At 37.0% G+C, this 22,942-nt stretch carries 15 protein-coding genes, 1 tRNA gene and 1 pseudogene; 1 reads left to right on the top strand and 16 read right to left on the bottom strand.

Translation table 11 applies throughout. From position 1 onward, the window contains the following. The 14 genes and pseudogenes from KK487_RS02300 to KK487_RS02235 form a co-directional block, all read right to left on the bottom strand. Nucleotides 1–1,704, bottom strand: coding sequence for an asparagine synthetase B family protein (locus tag KK487_RS02300; protein WP_215521938.1), 1,704 nt, complete (start codon nt 1,702–1,704; stop codon nt 1–3). Beyond that, complete coding sequence (locus KK487_RS02295; RefSeq protein ID WP_215521937.1) at nt 1,701–2,960, bottom strand: oligosaccharide flippase family protein; 1,260 nt, start codon at nt 2,958–2,960, stop codon at nt 1,701–1,703. Before KK487_RS02295 ends, KK487_RS02300 begins: the two co-directional genes overlap by 4 nt. Further along, the gene (locus KK487_RS02290) at nt 2,957–3,502 is read right to left on the bottom strand and encodes an acyltransferase (protein ID WP_215521936.1); all 546 of its coding nucleotides are present in this window, start codon (nt 3,500–3,502) and stop codon (nt 2,957–2,959) included. Before KK487_RS02290 ends, KK487_RS02295 begins: the two co-directional genes overlap by 4 nt. After that, nucleotides 3,486–4,586 carry a glycosyltransferase family protein gene (locus KK487_RS02285; protein ID WP_215521935.1) on the bottom strand — a complete coding sequence of 367 codons (1,101 nt, stop codon included), beginning with the start codon at nt 4,584–4,586 and terminating at the stop codon, nt 3,486–3,488. The genes KK487_RS02290 and KK487_RS02285 overlap by 17 nt, the downstream gene beginning before the upstream one ends. Then, on the bottom strand, nt 4,583–5,662 hold the full coding sequence (locus KK487_RS02280) for a nucleotidyltransferase family protein (protein WP_215521934.1): 1,080 nt from the start codon (nt 5,660–5,662) through the stop codon (nt 4,583–4,585). Before KK487_RS02280 ends, KK487_RS02285 begins: the two co-directional genes overlap by 4 nt. A 3-nt stretch (nt 5,663–5,665) precedes the next feature. Beyond that, a complete protein-coding gene (locus tag KK487_RS02275) occupies nt 5,666–6,250 on the bottom strand; it encodes a NeuD/PglB/VioB family sugar acetyltransferase (protein WP_215521933.1) in 585 nt (194 codons plus the stop codon). Further along, complete coding sequence (locus tag KK487_RS02270; RefSeq protein WP_215521932.1) at nt 6,247–7,389, bottom strand: LegC family aminotransferase; 1,143 nt, start codon at nt 7,387–7,389, stop codon at nt 6,247–6,249. Before KK487_RS02270 ends, KK487_RS02275 begins: the two co-directional genes overlap by 4 nt. Before the next feature lie 15 nt (nt 7,390–7,404). Then, nucleotides 7,405–8,595, bottom strand: a complete 1,191-nt coding sequence (locus tag KK487_RS02265; RefSeq protein WP_215521931.1) for a UDP-N-acetylglucosamine 4,6-dehydratase — start codon at nt 8,593–8,595, stop codon at nt 7,405–7,407. Between the two features lies 1 nt (nt 8,596). After that, complete coding sequence (gene wecC / locus KK487_RS02260; protein WP_215521930.1) at nt 8,597–9,889, bottom strand: UDP-N-acetyl-D-mannosamine dehydrogenase; 1,293 nt, start codon at nt 9,887–9,889, stop codon at nt 8,597–8,599. Between the two features lie 253 nt (nt 9,890–10,142). Continuing rightward, a complete protein-coding gene (wecB, locus tag KK487_RS02255; RefSeq protein ID WP_215521929.1) occupies nt 10,143–11,261 on the bottom strand; it encodes a non-hydrolyzing UDP-N-acetylglucosamine 2-epimerase in 1,119 nt (372 codons plus the stop codon). Nucleotides 11,262–11,315: 54 nt separating this feature from the next. Further along, nucleotides 11,316–12,278: a Wzz/FepE/Etk N-terminal domain-containing protein gene (locus KK487_RS02250; RefSeq protein WP_215521928.1), complete on the bottom strand. Its 963-nt coding sequence runs from the start codon at nt 12,276–12,278 to the stop codon at nt 11,316–11,318. A 477-nt stretch (nt 12,279–12,755) separates the two neighbouring features. Then, nucleotides 12,756–15,176 (bottom strand): annotated as a pseudogene (locus KK487_RS02245) (SLBB domain-containing protein); the annotation flags it as partial. A gap of 368 nt (nt 15,177–15,544) precedes the next feature. Next, nucleotides 15,545–16,327, bottom strand: a complete 783-nt coding sequence (locus KK487_RS02240) for a DUF481 domain-containing protein (protein ID WP_215521926.1) — start codon at nt 16,325–16,327, stop codon at nt 15,545–15,547. A gap of 106 nt (nt 16,328–16,433) precedes the next feature. Continuing rightward, nucleotides 16,434–17,252, bottom strand: a complete 819-nt coding sequence (locus tag KK487_RS02235) for a mechanosensitive ion channel family protein (protein WP_013464003.1) — start codon at nt 17,250–17,252, stop codon at nt 16,434–16,436. Between the two features lie 1,141 nt (nt 17,253–18,393). On the opposite strand from KK487_RS02235, the gene KK487_RS02230 reads away from it, so the two are divergent. Continuing rightward, nucleotides 18,394–18,469, top strand: a tRNA-His gene (locus KK487_RS02230). Between the two features lie 291 nt (nt 18,470–18,760). Here KK487_RS02230 and KK487_RS02225 read toward each other — a convergent pair. Both KK487_RS02225 and KK487_RS02220 read right to left on the bottom strand, forming a co-directional pair. Then, nucleotides 18,761–21,313: a sensor domain-containing protein gene (locus KK487_RS02225; protein WP_215521925.1), complete on the bottom strand. Its 2,553-nt coding sequence runs from the start codon at nt 21,311–21,313 to the stop codon at nt 18,761–18,763. A gap of 4 nt (nt 21,314–21,317) precedes the next feature. Continuing rightward, nucleotides 21,318–22,859 carry a methyl-accepting chemotaxis protein gene (locus KK487_RS02220; protein ID WP_215521924.1) on the bottom strand — a complete coding sequence of 514 codons (1,542 nt, stop codon included), beginning with the start codon at nt 22,857–22,859 and terminating at the stop codon, nt 21,318–21,320. Between the last annotated feature and the right edge of the window lie 83 nt (nt 22,860–22,942).

Genomic DNA, 22,942 nt, shown 5'->3' with positions numbered 1-22,942 from the left:
TTATTTATTAAAGAACCTTTTTATAGCCGATAATAATGATATTACCTGCAATTTATTTAGGACTGTTCCGTTACTGAATAGATCCATGACATCTTTTTTAAGCTCATAATCTTCAACCCTATTTATGTTCAAAATGTAGTAATCTTCAATAAATGCATTTAAAGAGAGGTTAGTCTTGTACCAATACTCGAAAGGGTTCATGTGATTCTTAGAACCAACATCGTTAAAGTCTACACCGAATACTTTTCGAGTCGCAATGCCTAGAATTTGTTTTACAGTAAATGCTTTGCCATTAATATCAAATGTCTTAGCCGTCAATCGCTGTCCCGTTTTCTCCCATTTATACTTTGCTGCAAAACTATGCTTCGATAATATCCACTCTTGGTACAGTCTATGTCCGTAGCGATGGCACGCAGGGATTTTCAATGCATTATTCAACATCTCTATCTGATAGAAGGGCGACATGGTCTCAGAATAATTTTGTATTGAAGCTAGTCCCGAGTTTGCCCCAGAAAAACCTCTATTATAAAAATTAAAAACCTCTTGATTTGGATATTCTCGTCCCAAAACATTAAGCGATACCTTGTTAGCAAAAGTTTTTGATAATGCACCATCTCCAGCTTTATAAGACTTACTAAATTTATTGTCGCTATAAAAGGTGCCAACAACAACATCTCCTAATTGCCCAGTATGGACTAAACCAAAGCCCGAAAAGTTAAGTAGCTCATATAAACTTTGTCCATGTGCAAGCCCGTAGTATAAAACTGAGCCACCAGATATTTCAGTTATCTCATCAAGTTTTTTTAAAAACAAGCCATTATCTAAGTGTTTGAAAATCCAATTATGCCGCAGGTCACTACTAATCTTTTTTGCTATTGTTTCATCTAAATAATCACTTTGAGAAAAGGTGAAATTTGTTTGTTCGGTAAAGCCTAACTCATTTGCAACAACGGCTGTCATTCTCGAATCGAGTCCACCACTAAGCCCGACTAAATGTTTATATCCATACTCTACATCTTTATTAAACTGTTGTTTTAATGCTTTTTGAAAGCTATCGTCAATTATCTCTATAGCATCATTTTTTGTTATAGAAATATCAGGGGTATTATCTAAAGTGTAATAGGCAGTTATTTTTTTTATTTGATTATTAAACAAACTTCCTGGAGATAGTTTAAGAATTTCATTTGAAAGAGTTAGCGCATCAAGCATAAACCCGTAAGAAAGCAAACAGTACGCTGATTCAACTGACAAAGTTGGACCTCTTTCTGAGTAACTTAGTAAATCATACAATAGGCTTATTTTAGTACTAATTAACGACTCATCTTTTTTATAATAAATAGGTTTTGAGCCAATATGATCATTAAATACATCTAACTGAGTATTGCTAGGATCGTAAACAAAACCATTAAAACTACCATTAAGCTGTTTAACAAAATCTATACCACACTCAGAATAAAGACGTAAAATTGTACTTTCCCATTTTTCATCATTATAAGAAAGCTCTTCCTTATTCAAAATAACACCATTTAAAAAGATTTTGATATTTAACTCATTTATTACTACTCTGTCTTTTTTAAACTTTTCTTCTTCATTAAAGTAGCATGTATAACCATCAAAAATAAATTCTAAGGTTTTACATTTAACCAGACGTTCAATTTCCTTTTTAGGGAACTTATTTATCTCTGTGATGAGAAAAAAATTCATACTTTGCCTTGTAATTTGTATAAAAGATAAAATAATGATATAGCACTTGAAATACATATAGTACACACAGTTGCCCAGGCAGCACCATTGATGCCATATAATGGTATCAATATATAATTTAAGACAATATTTACCAGTGCAAATATTAGTGAAATACACACATTAAATGAAGCTAAACCTTTTGCATTGAGTAAATTACCTATAGGAACCCTAAACATAACACCAAAGAATATTCCAAGAGATAATATTTGTAATGTTTTAGCTGCTTGGGTGTAAATATCACCAAATAGGAAGCTTAAAATAACATCCCCCCATAAAATAAATGAGATACAAACACTTAGTAACGGAACTATAATAAACTTCCAATATTCAAAAAGATAACTTTTTACCTTATGTAGTGATAAGTTAGAAAGGTAGACAAAATCAGTAATCAAAATTACAGATGGTATAAATAGAGCGTTAACAAAAATTAAACTACACACACCGTAAAGGCCAATGCTAGAAAGTGACTCCCCCATTATAGAAAGCATGATATTATCAGAAGCCAACATTAATTGTGACGCTAATCCTCCAAAAGCTACCGAAAGCCCATACTTTAAGTGAGGCGCATTAGCTGACAACGCACGAACAAAATTAAACGAGTAATCTCTAACCTGTTTTTGTTTCAAGCATATCAAAAGCAACAAAAAAACTAATATAGATATAAGCTGTCCCGTAAAGAAGGACGTAGGCGTTTGATATAAGTAAACAGCGGTACTAGTGATAATTAATGTTAATAAGGAAAATGACGCAGAAGCTAAGGAGTAGCTTTTATTATTATTTGTTATTCTATAAAAGTTAAAAATACAGTTAAGTATATATAAGCCCTGATAAAAACTATAAACTGAAATAAATAAGCTAGAGCTAAAGTATAGGTTCGGTACAAAGGGGAGAATGATAAAAAATATCACTCCAATGACAAGACTTGCTGATATGCCAAAGAAAACTGCATTTAGTAAAAAATCCACTTTATCGGATGCGCTTGAAGCTATAGCACCAAACCTCAATAATGAGTGGTTTAACCCCAGACCAATGAGTGGAATTAAAAACAAAAAAATAGTCTTATAGAGAGTTATAACGCCATAGTCTTCTACTGTTAATAATCTAACGACAATTAAGCTTAATAATAAACCAGTGAACTTAGTCATTAAAGATGAAGATAATACCCACTGTGCTTTTCGCTTAAATAAACCAGCAATAAACTTTTGAGACTTCATTTTCGCTCTCTAGTATATTGGACACACATATCGTTAAATTCAGTAATATCTTCATTAGAAATTTTTTTATTATTAAACTGCTCTGAGAAACTTGTAGGGGGTTCTATCAAGCACCCTTTTTCTTCACACTTTTTAATATAAGTATCAACTGAGCACATAAGTTTTGCAGGATTACCTGCATATACGGCATTGCTTTCCAAATTCCTTGTAACTACAGACCCTGCACCAACAATTACATTATCCCCAATGGTAACACCCGGCATAACTATTGAATTAGCCCCTAAAAAAACATTATCACCCAATTTCGTTTTTTCTACTCTATATTTACCTGAATGTAAAAAAGTGCTCGCATCGTGTGCTAAAACTATAGAGCCTGGAGCAGAAACAAAGTTATCACCAATTGTAACTAGTCCCGGAACAAGTCCATCAATCATTGAATTGTGAAACTTTTTATTCCCAATGTTATAACCTAAAGCTTCGAGCCCTTTTTTTTTATTTAAAAGCAACCGAAGATAATTTTTTAGTTTATTTAAAAAATACATCTAACCACCCATTAATTGTATTATTCCAGCTGCTTAGCTCATAAATAGCTTCAACATTGCTTTTAGTTTCAAGCCTAACATTTATATTTTCTTTAATTTTACTTGGAAGCTGAACAAAAGCATCTATTTCAATTAAATTTACACCTATATTTTTTAATTCCTCATATCCAAGCCAACTACCAGTTATAACAATATTTCCTGCATATATATGCTCCTGCATCGCTCCTGAAAGCATATCGGTTTGTTGTACATTAATGTAAATATCAGTAGCTTTTCTGAGGTTTGCAACCTGATTATCAGTCATAAATTCGTCAAAAAGAACTACATTCAATTTACTCTTTTCTATCGCCTTCTTTATCAACCCTACATACTTTTCATCCCTACCATAAGTTAACGGGATAATAAAAATAATATTTTTAAGGTCTTCACTAGTCAATCCTGCATCAATTTCTTCTATACACTTTATATGTTGATTATTTTTTGAAGCATTATGCCCTAAAGTCACTACAAGTTTGCTATTATCTATACCTAAATTTGTCTTACATAAATTTTGAGAGTCCGCTAATTTTTTTATATTTTCTAACGGCTCTAAACCATATTTAATTAAGGAAATTTTTCCATGTTCTTTTAATAAGTTTAACATTTCACTTTTAACTTTTGCGGTTGCACAAGTAAGTTGTTTTGCATGTTCAAAAATATATGATACTTTCTTCCTGTTGATGTTATTTGATAAAACATCAGTACCCCAGACAGAGGCTACTGTATTATGCTTCCCCCTCAATATTTTTAATTTAAAAAGGTAATAATAAACAGGTCTAATAAACTGAAACGATATGACATCGAAACTTTTTGAATATCTAAAGAAAAACATACATAACTTGAAAGTCGATAACATCGCACTTATTTTACTTGCTCCTTTTCCTCCTCCAAAGTAATGTATCTTATCAAAGAAATTAGCCTCCTCCTTTACGTGGGTAAAAGAAAGCAAATGTACACTTATCCCATTACATAGATTTAGGTATTTCGCTAAATAACGCACAAATTGATGGTTACCATCTCCAACTAATAAAACAACCCTACTCATAAGCCTTTAAAACTTCCATCACCTTTGAGCCCTCTAACAGTTTTTACATATTCTGGCCATTCACCAATATCTAACCATGACTTTTCACTAATAGGAAAAACGCCTACACGCCCGCCTCTATCTTTTACATTTTCAATTAGTTGTGTAATATGAAAAAATTCATTTTCAGGTATTTCATTAAGTAGGTGAGGCTCAAGCAAGTATACACCTGCATTTATTTTAAATGTAAAATCAGGTTTTTCTTGCATGCTTACTAGTAATCCATTTTCACCAGCCTCTAATGTGCCATAAGGAATTGACATTTGCTTCAATGCTGCAACTAAAGTTATTTCGTTTTTATTAGTAACATGATATTCATATAACTCATTAAGATCTTGATCTATTAAAATATCGCAATTAGTAACATAAAAAGTACTACTTAATTTACCTTTTAGTAAACTCAGTGATCCAGCAGTCCCTAAAGGACTAACCTCTGAAAAATATTGAACTTTATCAGACTTCCCTACACTATTTAAATAATACTCAATCATCTCTTTTTTATAGTTAACAGATAAATAAAAATCTTTAGTACCTGCATTTTCGAACCTATTAATAATTTCTTCTAGAATTGTGTCTTCACCAATAGGAATAAGCGGCTTGGGTATGATATTTGAAAGTGGCTTTAATCTAGTACCTTTACCTCCAGCCATTATGACAACAGGTATTTCATTTTTTATTTTCGGTTGAACATCTCCATCAAGAGCAATGTTACTCCAAAAAATAACGTCAGCCAATTCTCCTTCTTTATTCAAAACAGGCATAAATTCAGCTCGGATAGTCGCCATGAGGGCCTTTATACTTTGAGCCGTATCGTCTGTAGAAGCGACTATTTTTTTGTCAATAGTTATATGGCTTAATCTTTCTGTTAATGCATGTCCTTTAATTATCGAACGCTGAATGTCCCCTATAGATATTAAATTTATAAAGTTATTAGATTTACCTTTGATTATTAGTAGCTTTTTTTTAATTGTATCCATTCTGTTTAATGCTTCTAGAATAGTACTATTTGGAGAGACACATAATTCATCTATTTTCATTTTTTATTTACTCACATAAATTGACAACGCTTTAACGAAGTAACCTTTAGGTACAATAGATGATTGCACTAATACAGAACCACTACCAACAAAAGATGAACTACCAACCCTAGCACCTCCATTAACGATTGCTCCGGTTGAGATATGGCAGTTATTATCAATTATAGCGTCATGTTCTATTAGAGATTTAGTATTAATGATACAGTTAGTGCCTATTGCGGCTCCTGCATTAACTAATGCATCATGCATAATTATTGTTCCTTCACCGATTGTTGCACCTTTAGCAACCCATGCTCTTGGAGAAATTACTGTTGCTAACTTCCCATTATACTTTTTAATGAGGGAGAAACATTTTTCCCTAATGGCGCTACTATATATTTGCCCAATACAGACCAAAAAATAATAATCTTTACTAGATAGTTCAGCGATATCCATATCGTTACCTATACATTTATATTCATAAATACTGTCGCCCCTAGCTAATCCTTCATCTAATATACCTATGATTTTAAATTCTTTTGTTGATTCTATAACATCAATACAAGATCGACAGTGACCACCACCACCGACTAAAATTAACTTTTTCATAGGACTAAGGGGCTACTAGGGAGGTTAATTAAACGTGATTCAAGAAGCTCTGAATGACTTAAATCTCCTTTTTTTGTGTACTTGAACATAGGCAAACGATGCATTAGCTGCCATATTGGCCGAGTCATTACACCATCAGCATTCGTTTGCTTTAGTAACTTCTCTCGCTCACTGTGATTTGGACAAATAATTGCATTTAACCAATAATTTGATTTTGCATAACTAGGCTCAGTTACAAATTGAACGTCAGAGACTTTAAAAAAGTCTGAATATAAGCTGGCGAGATGACGTTTATTCTCGAGAAATGCGGCAAGGCTTTCCATTTGCGCGCAACCAAGTGCCGCGTTTAAGTTAGGCATGCGATAGTTAAAACCCGCTTCATCGTGAAAAAATTCATACGGATGAGGTACTTTTGCAGTAGTGGTTATATGTTTTGTATGCTGTCCCGTGGCTAAGGTTTTGCATAAAACCATGCCGCCACCACCGGTGGTAATAATTTTATTACCATTAAAGCTAATAGCGCCAAAATCTCCTAAAGTACCTGTATGTTTACCTTTATAAAAAGACCCAAGGCTTTCAGCTGCATCTTCTACCAACGCAATCTGCCACTCATCGCACACACTAATTAACTCATCAAGTTCCACGGGATGCCCAAATGTATGCATTGGGACTACGGCCTGAATACGCTGTTTTGTTTCTTTGTGTACAGGACCCGTTTCGGTTAGTACCGCATGCTGCTCTAAAAATGTAGATAATGCTTTAGGGCATAAACCTAAGCTAACAGGTGATACATCAATAAAAGCAGGCTCAGCCCCCATATGATGTACTGCATTACAGGTAGCTACAAATGTAAGCGCTTGCGTAATAACTATATCGTTACTTTTAACTCCCGCCATATATAAGGCAGTATGTAATGCAGCCGTGCCATTTACAGTAGCAACCGCTTTTGCGGTTCCGGTGTAAGTTTCAATATGTTTTTCAAAGTCATCTACAAACTTACCAACGCTTGAAACAAATGTACTGTTTATAGTTTCGGATATATACTTTTGTTCGTTACCTGAAAAAGTAGGTGCGTGCAGAGGAATAAACTCGTTAGTTTGGTAAAGTTCTTTTATAAATGAAACAAGCTGTTTAGTCATGATATATCTGCCTAATTACATTTTACCATCAAGGTATTTGCCCGTTTCTTTATGCCCAAAATCGGGAAGCATTTTAAAGAAAAGTGAGACAATTTCATCTTTTGTCCAATTTTTATCTGCTTTCATTTGAGTGATTCTTTCTTCAAATTCAGATAATAATGCTTGCTCAAAGATTGCATCATTTTTAATAATGCCTAAATTTTCAAAGCGTTCCATGTCTAATATTTCACTATCAGTAAAAAACTCTTCAAAGTCTTTTTCACCTGTGGTGTCACTTTCAGTAAACAAACACGGCCATTTACCTTGTGCAGGTAGAGTCTTTACAAACTCTCGAGCTTCGTCTTCCGTTTTACATAAAACAGGCTCAAAGCCACGCTCTTCAAGATATTTAACTGCAATGTCTGCAAAAGTGATTAAATGCAGTGCTTCACTTAATTTTGGAAAGAAAATATCTCTATTATCACCAAAAATACACGACATTAAGCATAGCTCTCCAGATTCTTGGGGGGTAACAAAGTAGCGCTTTATATCACTAGGAGCGACTATTGGTTGTTGCTTTTGAATACGTTGGTTAAAACCATGTAATAATGAGCCATCAGAAAATGCTACGTTTGCGAATCGCGCAGTAGAAATAGAGATTTCTTCGCTTTTACGCATTAAAAACATTTCCATAATGCGTTTTGAGGCCCCCATCATATTAACTGGATTAGCTGCTTTATCAGTAGACACACAGAAATATTTTTTTGCACCACAGTCAATCGATTGTTGAATTGTTTTATCTGTGTTAAATACATTTACGTCAATCATACGCATTAATGTAAATGGGTCTTTTTCACTGCGCACATGCTTCAGTGCAGATAAGTTCAATACATAGTCATATTGCCCATCAGCTTTTATAAATGCATCATACTCAACTGAACCAATATCAAGCGCAAAAGTTTGAAAGTCGCCATCTATATACCCAAAAGAGCTACGCACATCTCGTACTAACTCTACCATGTTATTTTCGCTAATATCGACAACATGAAGCTTCGCAGGATTACGCTTAAATATTTCCTTTGTAACTGCTTGGCCTATTGAGCCTGCTCCACCAAGCACTAAAAATCGCGACTCAGATACTCTTTTCTGAAGTTCGTTCTCTGCTTTATCAATATCGTGATTGAAAAGCGTTTTATTACGACCTATTAAATTTAAAATAGAGCTCATATTATCCCCATATACCCTTAGTATCAATTAGGTAATCACTCTTTATTGCCTGATTCTTAAATTCTTTATGATCAACTAATAGTAAATGAATGTCCGCATTTTCTTTTGCATTCTCTAAGGTAGATAAATTGAATGACGAAATGCTACTCGGCAGTTTATTTATATTAGGTTCAATTGCTATAACAGAGCCCGAATGCAGTGCTGCAATTTTTTTAGTTATATTTAATGCTGGGCTTTCTCGTAAATCATCGATATCTGGTTTAAACGCTAAACCATAACATGCAACGGTTACATCTTTTGCTGTTTTAGTTGGATTAGCTTGTAAAAAATCAGCAATTGCTAACTTAACTTTATCAATTACCCATTGCGGCTTTGCATCATTTACTTTACGAGCAGTATGAATAATTTTTGCCTGCTCAGGGGTTTTACTAACAATAAACCAAGGATCTACTGCAATGCAGTGCCCGCCAACTCCCGGGCCTGGTTGTAAAATATTAATACGCGGATGACGGTTAGCAAGCGATATAAGCTCCCACACGTCTATATCTAGTTTATCGCAAATTATTGATAACTCATTAGCAAAAGCAATTTGTACATCACGGCATGAGTTCTCAGTTAATTTTGCCATTTCTGCAGTACGAGCATTTGTTATTACACACTCACCTTGTACAAATGTCTTGTAAAGCTCAACAGACCGGGCAGAACATTTAGCAGTAATACCACCTATTACACGATCGTTTTCTACTAACTCGCGAACTACATGACCTGGTAATACACGTTCAGGGCAATGCGCTATATTTACATCTATATTTATATCTGTATAACTACTTTCAGGCCCCGGAAATGTTAAGTCTGGCCTCGCAGCAGCTAACCACACAGCCATTTGCTCAGTAGCACCAACAGGGGATGTAGACTCTAGTATTACTAAGTCACCTTTTTTAAGTACTGGCGCAATAGCATCACTGGCTTTTTTGATATAACTTAAATCAGGCTCAGGTATTGCTGAATCGCTTTCTTTATTTAGAGTGCTTTTAAACGGTGTTGGTACGGCTATTAAAAAAGCATCCGCAGGTTCAGGTACAGTTGTTGCTTTTAAATACCCTTCAGTAACTGCAGCATGAACAATCATATCCAAATCAGGTTCTACTATATGTATTTCACCACGGTTAATTGTGTCAACTGCATATTGATTTACATCAACCCCTATTACTTTTTTTTTCCGTGATGCAAACATGGCTGCAGTTGGTAAGCCAATATAGCCCAAACCAACAACTGAAATTGTATTAAATGACATGATAATCCTTGTGTATGTAGGTTCTAGGTTCTAGGTTCTAGGTTCTAGGTTCTAGGTTCTAGGTTCTAGGTTCTAGGTTCTAGGTTCTAGGTTCTAGGTTCTAGGTTCTAGGTTCTAGGTTCTAGGTTCTAGGTTCTAGGTTCTACAAAATTCTGATTTTAAACTTTTATATACAAGCATTATTTATATATTTTATAGCTTGTGAATATATTCTTTATAATATTGTGACGCGATTTAAAATCGCTGCTACCAATTAACTTTTTGCTAAAATATCGCAAATTCGTTGGCACGCCTTACCGTCACCGTAAGGGTTATGAGCGCGGCTCATTGTTTTATATGATTCATCATTAGTCAAAAGCTCATTTAATGCTGAGGTTATTTTAGCTACATCAGTACCTACTAATTTAACTGTACCCGCATCTACTGCTTCAGGGCGCTCAGTGGTGTCTCGCATAACAAGTACAGGTTTACCTAAACTTGGTGCTTCTTCTTGAATACCACCAGAGTCAGTCAAAATAATATGAGAGCGATTCATTAAATATACAAATGGTAAGTATTGTTGAGGCTCAATTAAATAGACATTATTCACATCGTTTAAAATACGTTTTACAGGCTCTTGTACATTTGGGTTTAAATGCACAGGGTAAAGTATTTGCGTATCTGGATGCGCTTTAGCTGTTTGTGCTAATGCCTCACAAATGCGCTCAAACCCACCGCCAAAGCTTTCACGGCGGTGCCCTGTAACTAAGATGAGTTTTTTGCTTTCATCAAGCATTGGGAACTGTCTATCTAAAGTGTTCCTTAATTCCGCATTATCTTCTATTTGTTGCTTTACAAGTAAAAGTGCATCTATAACCGTATTACCAGTTACTGATATATTTTCAGCTGAGTAATTTTCTTTCAATAAGTTAGCTTTAGAGTTTTCGGTTGGTGCAAAGTGGTATTTTGTAAGTGCGCCCGTTAATTTACGGTTGCCTTCTTCTGGCCATGGTGAATATATATTCCCTGTACGCAGGCCGGCTTCAACATGCCCTACTGCTATTTGCTCATAATATGCAGCTAAGCTTGCAGCAAAAGTGGTTGCAGTATCACCGTGTACTAGCACTACATCGGGCTTAAATTCTTTAAGTACAGGAGTAAGCTCTAGTAAAATACGGCTCGTTACATCAGGCAATGTTTGCCCTGCTTTCATTAAATTTAAATCGTAATCAGGCATTATTTTAAAAAGTTCAAGTACTTGATCAAGCATTTCACGATGCTGCGCGGTCACACATACCTTTGCTTCAAAACGATTATCACTATTGAGTGCATGCACTAATGGAGCCATTTTAATAGCTTCTGGGCGAGTGCCAAATACGGTTAAAACTTTCACTTTAAATCCTTACTTTATGAATAACTCGAATTATATGAACTATTAAGCTTTAAACTATTTTTTATTCATAAAATATCTAATAAGTACCAACATTACACTTAACATACCACCTAACAAAACGCCTAATACACATATTAGCGCTCTTTTGGGCTTAAACTTTTGCTCAGGTACTATTGCAGGGTCAATGGTTTTAAATACATACTCATCACGTACATTGGCAAACATAATAGTTTTTGTTTGCTCTTCCACTAGCTTGTATAAAACAACACGTATGTCGGCTATTTTAGTTTGCTCTAGTTGCTGAGTTAAAAAGTTAGTGCTTTTATTAGCCTCTATTACATCGCGCTTTTTCATGGTGGCGTTTATATCTTGTATTAACCAATTAACCCATTGTTGAGCAATATAAGGTGATACATGCTCTATTGCTAATGTTATCATTCCTGTTTCTTTATTAGTATTTGCAGTGACTAGTTGCAAAAACACTTTATGAGCCTCTTGCATTGACGGCTCTGGTTTAAAAGGAGCTTTGACTTCTCGTAGCCATTTATTTTCAGCTTGGTTATAAATATCTTTATTATATATAATTTTATTAGTTTCACGGTTCCACGACTCCACGGCCATTAAGTCGGGCAGTATATTGTGTTTTTTAATAAAGTCGCTGGTGAACTGGCGCGATTTTAGTACCTCAAGTGCCATTTGAGTTTTATCAACCCCGCCACTTGAGCCTAAGTTAACCCCAGCTAAACTTGCTAAGCCACCAAACTGACCTGCTAGAGCTCCCAAACCGCCTTGTTGGTCTTGCTCGGCGGGTGCGAGTAACGCCTCTGATTTATAAATGTTTGGCTGGTTTATGGCGTAAAAAACAGATGCAACAGCAAATAAAGTGGTTATGGCAATAATTATCCACTTGCCTTGCCAAATTGCGGTAAATAGTTCGCGTAGGTCTATTTCGTCATCAGCAATGTTGTTTTGCATTGGCATATTTGCTTGATTTAGGTTGTTTGAGTTGTTTTCCATTTAAATCTCATAAGTTCAGCTATCAGCTATCAGCTATCAGCTATCAGCTATCAGCTATCAGCTATCAGCTATCAGCTATCAGCTATCAGCTATCAGCTATCAGCTATCAGCTATCAGCTATCAGCTATCAGCTATCAGCTATCAGCTATCAGCTATCAGCTATCAAAAATTGAATAACTAGAACATTAGGTCAAGTTATTGTTTTAGGTTTTAGGAACTTTAGCTCGTCCCTCGTAACACCAAACCTGCTACTACATTTGCGCGGCATAAAGCCCCGTTTACAAAACCATTTTGAACCACAGAGTACACCGAGGCGCTGCGCGCTACACAGAGAAGAAAAGCTTATATTGATAAAAGCCTTTAACTTTGATCTCTTCCTCTGTGTTCTCTTTACCCTCTGTGGTGAATAAAATCACTAACAGACGCGACATAAAGTCGCTGCTACATAAGCGCGGGATAAACCCGCGCTACATTATATTAAATACCGCTTATGGCTGCTACTGCTACACCTAGTTGATATAGAATCTGTGTTGCGGTGCTCCAAAGCGTTAACTTATCCATATGGCCTGCATCTAGTGGGACAACAATGGTATCGCCAGGTTCAAGTTGGTTTGAGTTATTAACTGCAAACCAGTTGCCGGTATTTGGTATTTTTACTGAGCCGTTGGCTTTTATAATGTAAATACGGTCATCAGCAGCGCGCTCTTTTAAGCCACCGCTTAGGTCTATGTATTCGTCTACGCTTATACCTGCTTTATATAGATGCGAGGTAGAGTAGTTAACCTCACCTATTACACTGATTGAGTCGCGTTCACTCGGTACATAAAGTACATCGCCATCTTGCAGTACTAAGTTTTGCTGATTGTTAACAATAAGCGGTAAATCTATAACTAAACGGCCTACGGCATCAACGTTAGCAAGGTCCTTCAAAAGCTTATTCATTTCATCGTAAGTAAGCGTGTTGCTACTTACTGAACTTTGAAAGCTTTTTGATGCTATATCTCGACGAAGCTCGGTAGATAAACGCGCTAGCTGTTGTTGCTCTTGCTTTTTAATCGACTGACGAGTAAATACAGCGGCATTGGTTGCAGCAAACTCAGAAAAGCCACCGGCGCGCTTTAATAAGTTACTTAAGGTTTCACCGCGGCGAATAGTATAGGTGCCCGGAAATTTAAGCTCACCTTTAAGCTCTACTTTTAAGTTTTCTTGCCAATTTGGTATAGCAAATATATTTACGCTGTCTTTACTTTGTAATGAAATATTAGATGCCGTTTTACCTTGCATAGCACTTTTTAAATCAAACTTAATATGCTCAATGTTTGATACATCGTTATTGGCAATTCTTGTTACTTCAGCTTGTTGTGTGTAAGCCGATTCTAACAGGCCGCCCGCCGCAGTAATTAGGTCTTTTACTTCACCGCCTTCCATTAACGGGTAAATGCCTGGGTACATTACACTGCCGCTAATTTCCACTATTTGCATCGCCTGCATTACACCGGCCTGCTGCTCTAACTTAGCAATTACCGGTTTAAGTAAATTATGGCGGCTAAACAACGCATAACTTTTAGCATCTTCTTCTTGTTCTTTAAGCTTTTTCTCAAGCATTTCCGCCATGCTTAAATTTGGATTTACCTCTTCAAACTCTGACTTTTTAACCGCCACACCAACGTATTTTTCAAACTCTTTTTGTTGGTATTCATGCCAAAGCTCTGCTTTGCGTTGTTGATCTTGCTGCTCTTTAGTTAACGCTAAATTTGCAAGCGCTATATCTTCTAAAGTTTTTTCTTCAAAACGACTGAATACAATAATTTTATCGTTAGGGTTAAGTTGTAAGTTGTTCTCAGTATTTTTTGTAATGGCTTTTGCTAAATCAAACTGGTGAATTTCAATATCACCATTTACGTTGGTTTCGCGCACTACTAGCGCATAATCTAAATCGGCCTGTGGTAGTAAGTCACCACGTACTGAGCCTAATATGTCTGAAATACGTTTACCCTTGTACCACTGGTAATTACCTGGGCGTACTACAGCACCAATTAAACTAATTGAAGTTTGGTATTGCTCACCAATCGCGCTAAAGCGAATACGATCGCCATCTTTTGGAATGTAGTTAACTTGCTCTTTGCTAAAATCTACCGAAAGCACTTCTTTATGTTGGTTATTAAAACGTTCAACTATCACGCTTTTAGCGTAAGCATTTGGCTTGATGCCGCCCGCCATTTTTAATAATTGTTCTGCCGTTTCGCCTTTTTTAAGCTCAAAAATAGCAGGGCGTTTTACTAAACCATCAACGGTTACTTGCTCGCCAACCGACGGTATAAATACCACGTCACCCGGCTTTAAAATAATATCGTTACTGCTATCACCGCGAATAAGTAAATCGTATAAATCAAAGTTAGTAACAACCTTACCACCGCGCTTTACTTGAATATTACGCAGTGAGGCTATATCAGACACGCCACCACTTACAAATAATGCATGCGACACTGTAGTCAATGACGACACACTATAGCTACCTGGTTTGTATGCTTCACCCAATACTAAAATACGAATACTGCGAAGTTTACCAAGCGAGACAAACGCTTTAACACCTATAATCTCTTGTTCAACTTTTACTTTTATTAACTCTTTAACTTCAGCAAAGGTTAAACCAGCTACCTGAACAGGACTTAAGTCGGGAATGTTAATACGTCCTTCCCTATCAACGATGACTTCGTAGCTTGCGCTTTCTTTACCGTAAAAGTTGATTAATAGCTGATCGCCACGCCCCACTAAATACGTATCGGGTACTGCGGCGTTTTCGTTGGGCATGAATGTGGTGGGTTCGCCGGCAAATAAGTCATAACCGAATGGTTTTACCGTGTTATCTTCTGGCTTAAAGCGTTCTTCATCTGTAAAAGCTTGTTCGTCGGCGGTATTACGCTCACCTACTGTGGGTTTATCTTGTTCGTTATTTTTGCCACTGGCATTGCCTGCACCTTCAAGGCTTGAAATATCTACGCCATATTGCTTTGCAAGTGCCTGCTGTTGAGACTTAGGCAACTTTTGAAACTGCTCTAGTTGAGCGGCTGTTGGCGCAAATGCTAATGTGCTAAAGCTACATATAAGTACAAAAGCACTTAATAAATGTTTAATAACGTTCACGAGTAGGTATTTCCCTAGGTCTACAACCAAAATTGGTGGGTATCATACATTATTTATGGGCAAATAAAAAAGGGACTTTAGCCCCTTTCATAGTTTTATTACAATTAATTTACTACTTGATGTTAAAAGCTGTAAACCAATGTTAATGAGGTCTCAGTGTCGGTTGCTTCTTTGTCATCAGCCACATCTGAGTTATTGGTGATATTGTAGGCTACTTTCATTTGTAATGAGCCATTAATTTTAGTAAGTAGCGCAGTTTCTGAGCGAGTTTTGGTATTGGTATCACCATATTCTACCGATACTAACTGGGTAAAACGCGCGTTGTCTGAAATTTTCCAGCTAAAGTCTAATTTACCTAAAGCAATTACTTCGCCTTCGTATTCACCCGCTAGTGAGTTGCCGTTTTCATCAACCTCTTCGCTTACATCTGGGTATTTAAAGTACTTATAACCTGGACCAATTTCAGCATTTAGTTTCATGTTTGACTCGTTTAGTAAACGTAAACCATAACCCGCTGAAATAACCGACTCACTTCGGTATGCACCAAAGTAGTCAGATACGTGTGACCCATAAATAAATAAGTGGGCGTGCTTTTCATTTAACTTGTAATTACCTTGTGCTGAAATAGAGTACTTTTCGTTAGTACGCTGTTTTTCTTTTATGCCGTTTTCGTTCTCTACTTCATCTTCTTTGTAGATGCCGTCTAACTTATACTCGTTATTCCAGCTTTCTAAGTTATGTAATACTTTAATACCGCCTTTTAAGGTCGTTGTTTCGGTATTACCGCTGGTAATAATAGCGCCTACTTCGCTGGTAACTTCCCAGGTTTTTTGTTCATCTTCTGCTGCAAATGCATTGGTTGTAGCTGAGGCTGCTACTAAAATTGATAAAAGCTTAAGTTTCATTAAAAAATAACCCTGTAAAAAATGTATTAATACCTATTAAAAAAACAGCGCGCATATTAATAAATCGAATTTGAGCGCTGCCTTAATAAATAAGTATTTTAAAAAATTAGTCTTGCTTGTGTAAATGTACATCCATTTGCGGGAATGGAATGGTAATGTCTGCGTCGTCTAACGCTATTTTAATGTTTTCCATTAACGACCAGTATGTTGGCCAGTAATCTTCTGAGTTAACCCACGGGCGCACTATAAAGTTAACGCTTGAATCGGCAAGTTCAGATACCGATACGTTATATGCAGGATCTTTTAAAATACGCGATTCGTTATCAAGCACTGATTTAAGTACTTCTTTTGCTTTTCGTAAGTCGGCGTCGTAGCCAACACCAATCACAAGGTCAACGCGGCGTGTTGATTCGCGCGAGTAGTTAATAATTGCATCTGACATAATTTTTGAATTAGGCATTACAATAACTTTGTTATCGGGTGTACGCATTTCAGTTGAGAATATTTCGATTTTTTTAATCGTACCGGCTTTACCGCCCGCTTCAACGTAGTCACCTGATTTAAATGGGCGAAGTAGAATAATTAATACGCCTGACGCAAAGTTAGATAACGACCCTTGCAGTGCTAAGCCAACGGCTAAACCTGCCGCACCTAAAATAGCAATGAATGACGTGGTTTCGATGCCAATTTGTGACAGCGCCATTAAAATAGTGGCTGCAAATACAATGGCATATACAATACTAGAGACAAACGATGAAACCGCTTTATCTACTTTTTTCTTGTCGAATGCTTTTTCGGTTAACTTTGCACAAAATTTAGCAATTCGTCCACCCAGCAAAAATATAACAAGCGCTATGACTGCTTGAATACCGTAGTGTAAGATTAAGCCTGAATTTTCATTCAGCCAATTGAGTATTGAATCCATATTAACTCCTGATAGTGTTATTAAGCAGTTTAGCGGTGTTGTTTATTGTATTGTAAATCTTTAATACGTGTTTGCAACAGCGTATTTCGAGGTTCGAGGTTCGAGGTTCGAGGTTCGAGGTTCGAGGTTCGAGGAATTTAAAAACCTTACGGTTAATATAGCAAGGTTTTTTATACCCGTAGGCGGGAGTTTACCTCGCGCAGGGTTTAATAAAATGCGCGGGATAACCACCGCTCACGTTCAATACAAACATCATGCTTGGCTTAATCTCTACCTAAAACCTAAAATCTTTGTCTTTAATCTCTTCCTCTGTGACCTCTGTGGTAAATAGTGTTTTAATTTTTTGCACCACAGAGTACACCGAGGCACTTCGCGCTTCACAGAGAAGACAAAACCAATAAAATATCTCTTTAATCATTTCCTCTGTGTGCTCTGCCCCCCCTCTGTGGTGAATAAAATCTCTTTAAGATCTTTTTACACAAAGAGAAGTGAATGAGGAGTAAATGAGAAAACAATAACCATGAGCCCGAGTGATTAATTGTTTTTCACTAGCTCTAAAAGCGCAGCGTCTCTTAACCTCTTTGTGAATAAGTTTATTGCCTTTAACGCGGGATAACCCCCGCCTAAAAAACCATTTTGAACCACAGAGTACACTGAGGCGCTTCGCGCTACACAGAGAAGACAAAACAAATAAAACATGTCTTTAATCATTTCCTCTGTGTGCACTAACCCTCCGTGGTGAATAAAATCTCTTTAAGATCTTTTTGCACAAAGAGAGGTGAATGAGAAAACGATAACCATGAGCCCGAGTGATTAATTGTTTTTTCACTAGCTCTAAAAGCGCAGCGTCTCTTAACCTCTTTGTGAATAAGTTTATTGCCTAAAACCACCTGCGCGTGATAACCCCCGCCTACAAACCATTTTGAACCACAGAGTACACCGAGGCGCTTCGCGCTACACAGAGAAGAAAATCTTGCGCGGTATAAAGCCTCAGGGTTAGGGATTCGAGTTTCGATCTGCCCGTTGCCAATAGCTTAAATATAGAATACTTAAAATAAGTTTAATTTTTTTGATTTTTTGCTTCACAAGCATGGGGATATTATGTATTATGCGCGCCACACCAAACAAGGTGTATGTAGTGGCGGTTGTAGCTCAGTTGGTAGAGCCCCGGATTGTGATTCCGGTTGTCGCGGGTTCGAGCCCCGTCAATCGCCCCACTATTTTCTAAGTTTCCTCAGTAATATCTAAAGCTAATCTCTAAATTATATTTACCCGATACGAAGCCAAGTCAGAAATAAAGAAACTACGCCAACTTGTCTGTAGGCATGAGTTTACCTTACGCATTTATTAGATCTTAAACCTGACGCGACATAACGTCGCTGCTACCATAGATTTAAAAACTACACACGTAGCAGTGGATTTACCCCGCGTCTCGAAGCCCGATGCCCGCATTTGAAGCTTTGAACATATAAACTTAATAAACGCAAAATAAAGTCGCTGCTACTGGTTTATTTAAGGCGTTCTTTCCACTGTGCAATAGGCAGTGGCTTTGAAAATAAATAGCCTTGAAATAAGTTGCAACCGCGCTGCTTTAAATAATTAAATTGCGCAGGTTCCTCAACGCCTTCAGCAACGCTATTTACGCCTAAAGCACTGGCCATGTCGATGATCATATTCACAATAGTTTTACTTGAATTATCGTCAGTATCCATAATGCCATCGACAAAGTATTTATCTATTTTAAGCTCAGAAATTGGCAACTCTTTCAAATAACTCAGGCTTGAATAACCCGTTCCAAAGTCATCAATTGAAAACCTAAAGCCCTTTTTATTAAGTTCAAGCATAGTCTCTTTTACTAGTTCGATGTCTGACACTAAAGTCGTTTCGGTCAGCTCAATCACTAAGTTACGTGGTGACACTTGCCACTTATGAACACTGGCGAGCAATTTTTCCTTAAAATCGGGGGCTACAATTTGTTTAGCGCTAATGTTAACGGCAATACAGGTGTTTTTTCCTGCTCGGCTGACTTCATGCAGCAACTTACATACTTGATCAACCACCCAATCGCCAATTTTAATAATGGCTTCACTTTCTTCTGCTAGGGGTATAAATTCCCCAGGGCTTATTACGCCTAATTCCTCAGAATCCCAACGTAATAATGCTTCGGCTGAATTAAAGGTATTTTCATTAATAAATTGTGGCTGTAGTACCAGTGTTAATTCATCACTTTTATCAACATTTATTAGTAAGTAACGAATTTTATTGGTACGTTCGTAACGTTTTAATGCATCTAAATCTGCAAAGTAATAACCAAAAGGAGACAACTTTTTGGCTTGTTTTAGTGCGTATTCCAACTTATCAAACATAGAGCTATAGGAGTCTCTACTCGCATTAATAATTGTACTGCCCAAAGAGGCGCTTAGTACCACATCAAGATCACTGATCTTATGTGAGAAGTTATCTAGCGCTAATATTTTAGAGTCTATAGTTGGTTGTTGTTGCTCTAGGTAGGATAAGTCATTACTTATATTGGCGCTTATAATTAAAAAAGAATCAACTCCGCTTTTGTATAGCTTGTACTCGCCCTGTACCGCATTTGATAGTTTTTTAGCCGTTAAAATGAGTGCTTCGTTGCCCGCCTCAATACCGTACTTAAAGTTAAATTGCGCTAACTTATCCATATCTAATAATGCAGCATATATATAGCCATTATTAATGCTGGCACTTTGAAGTAAACTTCTGCATTCGCGCTCAAACCACCGCTTATTTTTTAATCCTGTTATGGGATCTGAATAAGCTAAATTATAAATGGTATCTTGCGCTTTGAGTTTTTCACTAATATCTCTAACTACACCAATATATTCAACGCTTTGCTCATTAACTGCTTTGGTAAGTGACAATTCTATTTGAAAAATAGTGCCGTCTTTTTTTCTTGCAGGTAGTTGCCTACCAACACCAATAATTTTAGCCTCACCTGTTTGCTCATAATTTCGCATATACGAGTGATGCTTAGATGCATAAGGCTCAGGCATTAAGTTGTTAATCGACAAGCCAAGCATTTCATTTTGCTTATAGCCAAACATAGTTAATGCGGTTGAGTTACAGTGAACAATAACGCCTTGCTGATTAATAGTGATCACTGCATCATTTAAGTTATTTAAAATAGCTTCAAGGCGATTATTTTTATCATCAACCTTGGCCTTTAACTCATACTCTAAAGTGACATCTTCAAAAGCACCATGCACTTTAATAACCTGATGATCATCATTAAAAACAGGGTGACCACTCGTACGTACCCACTTTTTATTGCCATGAGCATCTACAAACTCAAAGTCTTCACAATAAGGAAGGCCATGTGTTTGCAAACGATTAAAAAAATCACGAATACGCGCTTGCTCTTTTTCACCAGCATAATGCGCAATCGCTTGTGTGGTCGTGAGCGGTTTGCGCTTATCAAGGCCATAAATATTATAAACCTCGGGTGAATAATTTAGCTCGCCGGTTGAAATTGTGTATTCCCACGTGCCTACCTTCGACATAGCTTCAACAGCACTAAATAGTGATTGCTGTGAGCTTGATTTATCTTCTAAAAAACACTTTTGCAGGAACACTGCTGTATAACTCGCAAAGCTAATTAGCCTTGGTAGGTAGCGTTCGATTGTTGGATCACTATTTAAATAAAGACCAACCAGTACGCCGCTTAATTGGCCTTCATCATTGCTTATAGAGACGCCAATGTAAGCTTGCGCATTTATAGTTTTTAGTAGCTTATTTTCAGGATAGTGTTGTTGTAATTCATCCGTTATAAAACACGCACTTTTTGAAGGCAGCTGTTCACAAGGCGAGCCTTCTAGCGAATAAGAAAAGTTATCAACGACCTCTGCGTTATGTAAAACCAACTGCGTAGTTGCTAATTTATCTTCATTTACAGAGGCAATAAATAAGTAATCGGCTTTAATTTCGTGCTGCAGTACTCTCAATTGTGCACTTAAATTTGCACATTGAGAATACGATACATCATAGGCTGCACCTATATCTAACTGCTTGCTATCCTTGCTCACTTTACTAACCTACTTTGAAAGAAAGACCTAATGACGCTAATGCTTTAGAGTGCTTTTCAATCGCATCAGACTCTGCTCCTACACAATGCGCTTGGGCTAAGTTTTCTGAAGACGCACTACTAATATTGGAAATATTGCGGCTAATTTCTTGCGATACCATGCTTTGCTCTTCCGCAGCGGTTGATATTTGCGTTGCTAAATCGGAAATATCTGTAATTGCCGCATAGACTTTTGAGACGATATCTTGGCTATTACGGGTTTCTTTAACACATGTTTCAGCAGCGTGTTTACCCGCTTCCATTGTTTTGGACCAGTTGAGTAGCGTAGATTGCATTTCAGATATTGAGACTTGAATTTGCTCTGTGGCGGTATGCGTTCTGCTTGAGAGTGCACGTACCTCATCAGCAACAACCGAGAAGCCTCTACCATGTTCACCAGCACGCGCAGCCTCAATAGCGGCATTGAGTGCAAGTAAATTTGTTTGATCGGCAATCCCTTGTATCTCTTGCATTATACCACCAATTTTTTCAGCCTCTGTTGCTAACTCACTCGCAGAGCTTGCTGAGTTATCAACTTCAGTTGCAAGTAACGACACCTCTCGCATTGTCCCAGACATCGCTTGCGTTGCGCTTTCGCAGTCTTGGTGAGCTTGTTGCACTCGTTGGTTAGTTACTAAAGTATTTTTTGCTACTTCATCAATTGAATGCACCATTTCCTCAACGGCAGACGACACTTGATGTAATTCAGACGCTTCTTTTTCAACACCGGCCTGCGCAGCTTCAGCACAAGTTTTAAGGGAGTCAGCACCTTTACTCAGGCTTAAAGTACCATCAATAATACGGCCAACAATGGTCGTTACTTTACCCTCAAGTAATTTAATCTGAAAATCACTATAGCTGAGGCTGTCGCTACCAGAATAAATATGCCGAGATACGCTATCTGGACCTGCTTTGGTTTTTTTGATTGTGCTTTGCGAACGAATTAACTCTTCATAAAAAATAACAAAAGGCAGAGGAACAAACAGTAAACATAACCAGAACATATAACTTGTTAACCAAGCAATTAAAGCGGCACACCCAATAAATAGAGGCAATTTAAATGCAGCTAATTTTTCAGTTAAAGGCGTAATTGATTGACCGTTGTTTAAACGTTGGTAAAGCTTTTCTGCGCGGCTTTTATATTCTGGAAGGAGTTGTTGGCGAACTGATTGATAACCTACTTTTTTACCGTTTTCGTAAATAGGGGTAACAAATGCATCAACCCAGTAATAACGCCCATCTTTACATCTATTTTTTACAGCTCCTCGCCATGCGGTATCGCTTTTTAAATTAGACCACATATCACCAAATGCCGCAGGTGGCATGTCTGGGTGGCGAACCATGTTATGGTTTTTCCCTTTTAATTCATTAATGGTATACCCTGAAACTTTACAAAAGCTATCATTTGCATAGGTGATAACCCCTCGTAAATCTGTTGTAGAAACTAACTCTTCGTCAATGCCAAACGAAACTTCCTGGTCTACCGTTGCTTGATTTCTTCTACTCATAGTGGGTGCTTCATTATTTTTTAATGGATGAATTTGCGGAATGTTAATTTATAAGTGTATAAAACACAATTATACATTATTAC

Source organism: Pseudoalteromonas sp. SiA1 (assembly GCF_018732205.1).
GTDB lineage: Bacteria > Pseudomonadota > Gammaproteobacteria > Enterobacterales > Alteromonadaceae > Pseudoalteromonas > Pseudoalteromonas tetraodonis.
Note: the sequence above shows the minus strand (reverse complement) of the source record. Positions and strands in the feature narration are given on the sequence as shown.

Bases quoted from the DNA above. Each gene is read 5' to 3' on its own strand.
- KK487_RS02275 (WP_215521933.1), bottom strand. From the start codon at position 6,250: ATGAAAAAGTTAATTTTAGTCGGTGGTGGTGGTCACTGTCGATCTTGT.
- KK487_RS02295 (WP_215521937.1), bottom strand. From the start codon at position 2,960: ATGAAGTCTCAAAAGTTTATTGCTGGTTTATTTAAGCGAAAAGCACAG.
- KK487_RS02300 (WP_215521938.1), bottom strand. From the start codon at position 1,704: ATGAATTTTTTTCTCATCACAGAGATAAATAAGTTCCCTAAAAAGGAA.
- KK487_RS02280 (WP_215521934.1), bottom strand. From the start codon at position 5,662: ATGAAAATAGATGAATTATGTGTCTCTCCAAATAGTACTATTCTAGAA.
- KK487_RS02220 (WP_215521924.1), bottom strand. From the start codon at position 22,859: ATGAGTAGAAGAAATCAAGCAACGGTAGACCAGGAAGTTTCGTTTGGC.
- KK487_RS02270 (WP_215521932.1), bottom strand. From the start codon at position 7,389: ATGACTAAACAGCTTGTTTCATTTATAAAAGAACTTTACCAAACTAAC.
- KK487_RS02235 (WP_013464003.1), bottom strand. From the start codon at position 17,252: ATGGATTCAATACTCAATTGGCTGAATGAAAATTCAGGCTTAATCTTA.
- KK487_RS02285 (WP_215521935.1), bottom strand. From the start codon at position 4,586: ATGAGTAGGGTTGTTTTATTAGTTGGAGATGGTAACCATCAATTTGTG.
- KK487_RS02250 (WP_215521928.1), bottom strand. From the start codon at position 12,278: ATGGAAAACAACTCAAACAACCTAAATCAAGCAAATATGCCAATGCAA.
- KK487_RS02290 (WP_215521936.1), bottom strand. From the start codon at position 3,502: ATGTATTTTTTAAATAAACTAAAAAATTATCTTCGGTTGCTTTTAAAT.
- wecC (WP_215521930.1), bottom strand. From the start codon at position 9,889: ATGTCATTTAATACAATTTCAGTTGTTGGTTTGGGCTATATTGGCTTA.
- KK487_RS02240 (WP_215521926.1), bottom strand. From the start codon at position 16,327: ATGAAACTTAAGCTTTTATCAATTTTAGTAGCAGCCTCAGCTACAACC.
- KK487_RS02265 (WP_215521931.1), bottom strand. From the start codon at position 8,595: ATGAGCTCTATTTTAAATTTAATAGGTCGTAATAAAACGCTTTTCAAT.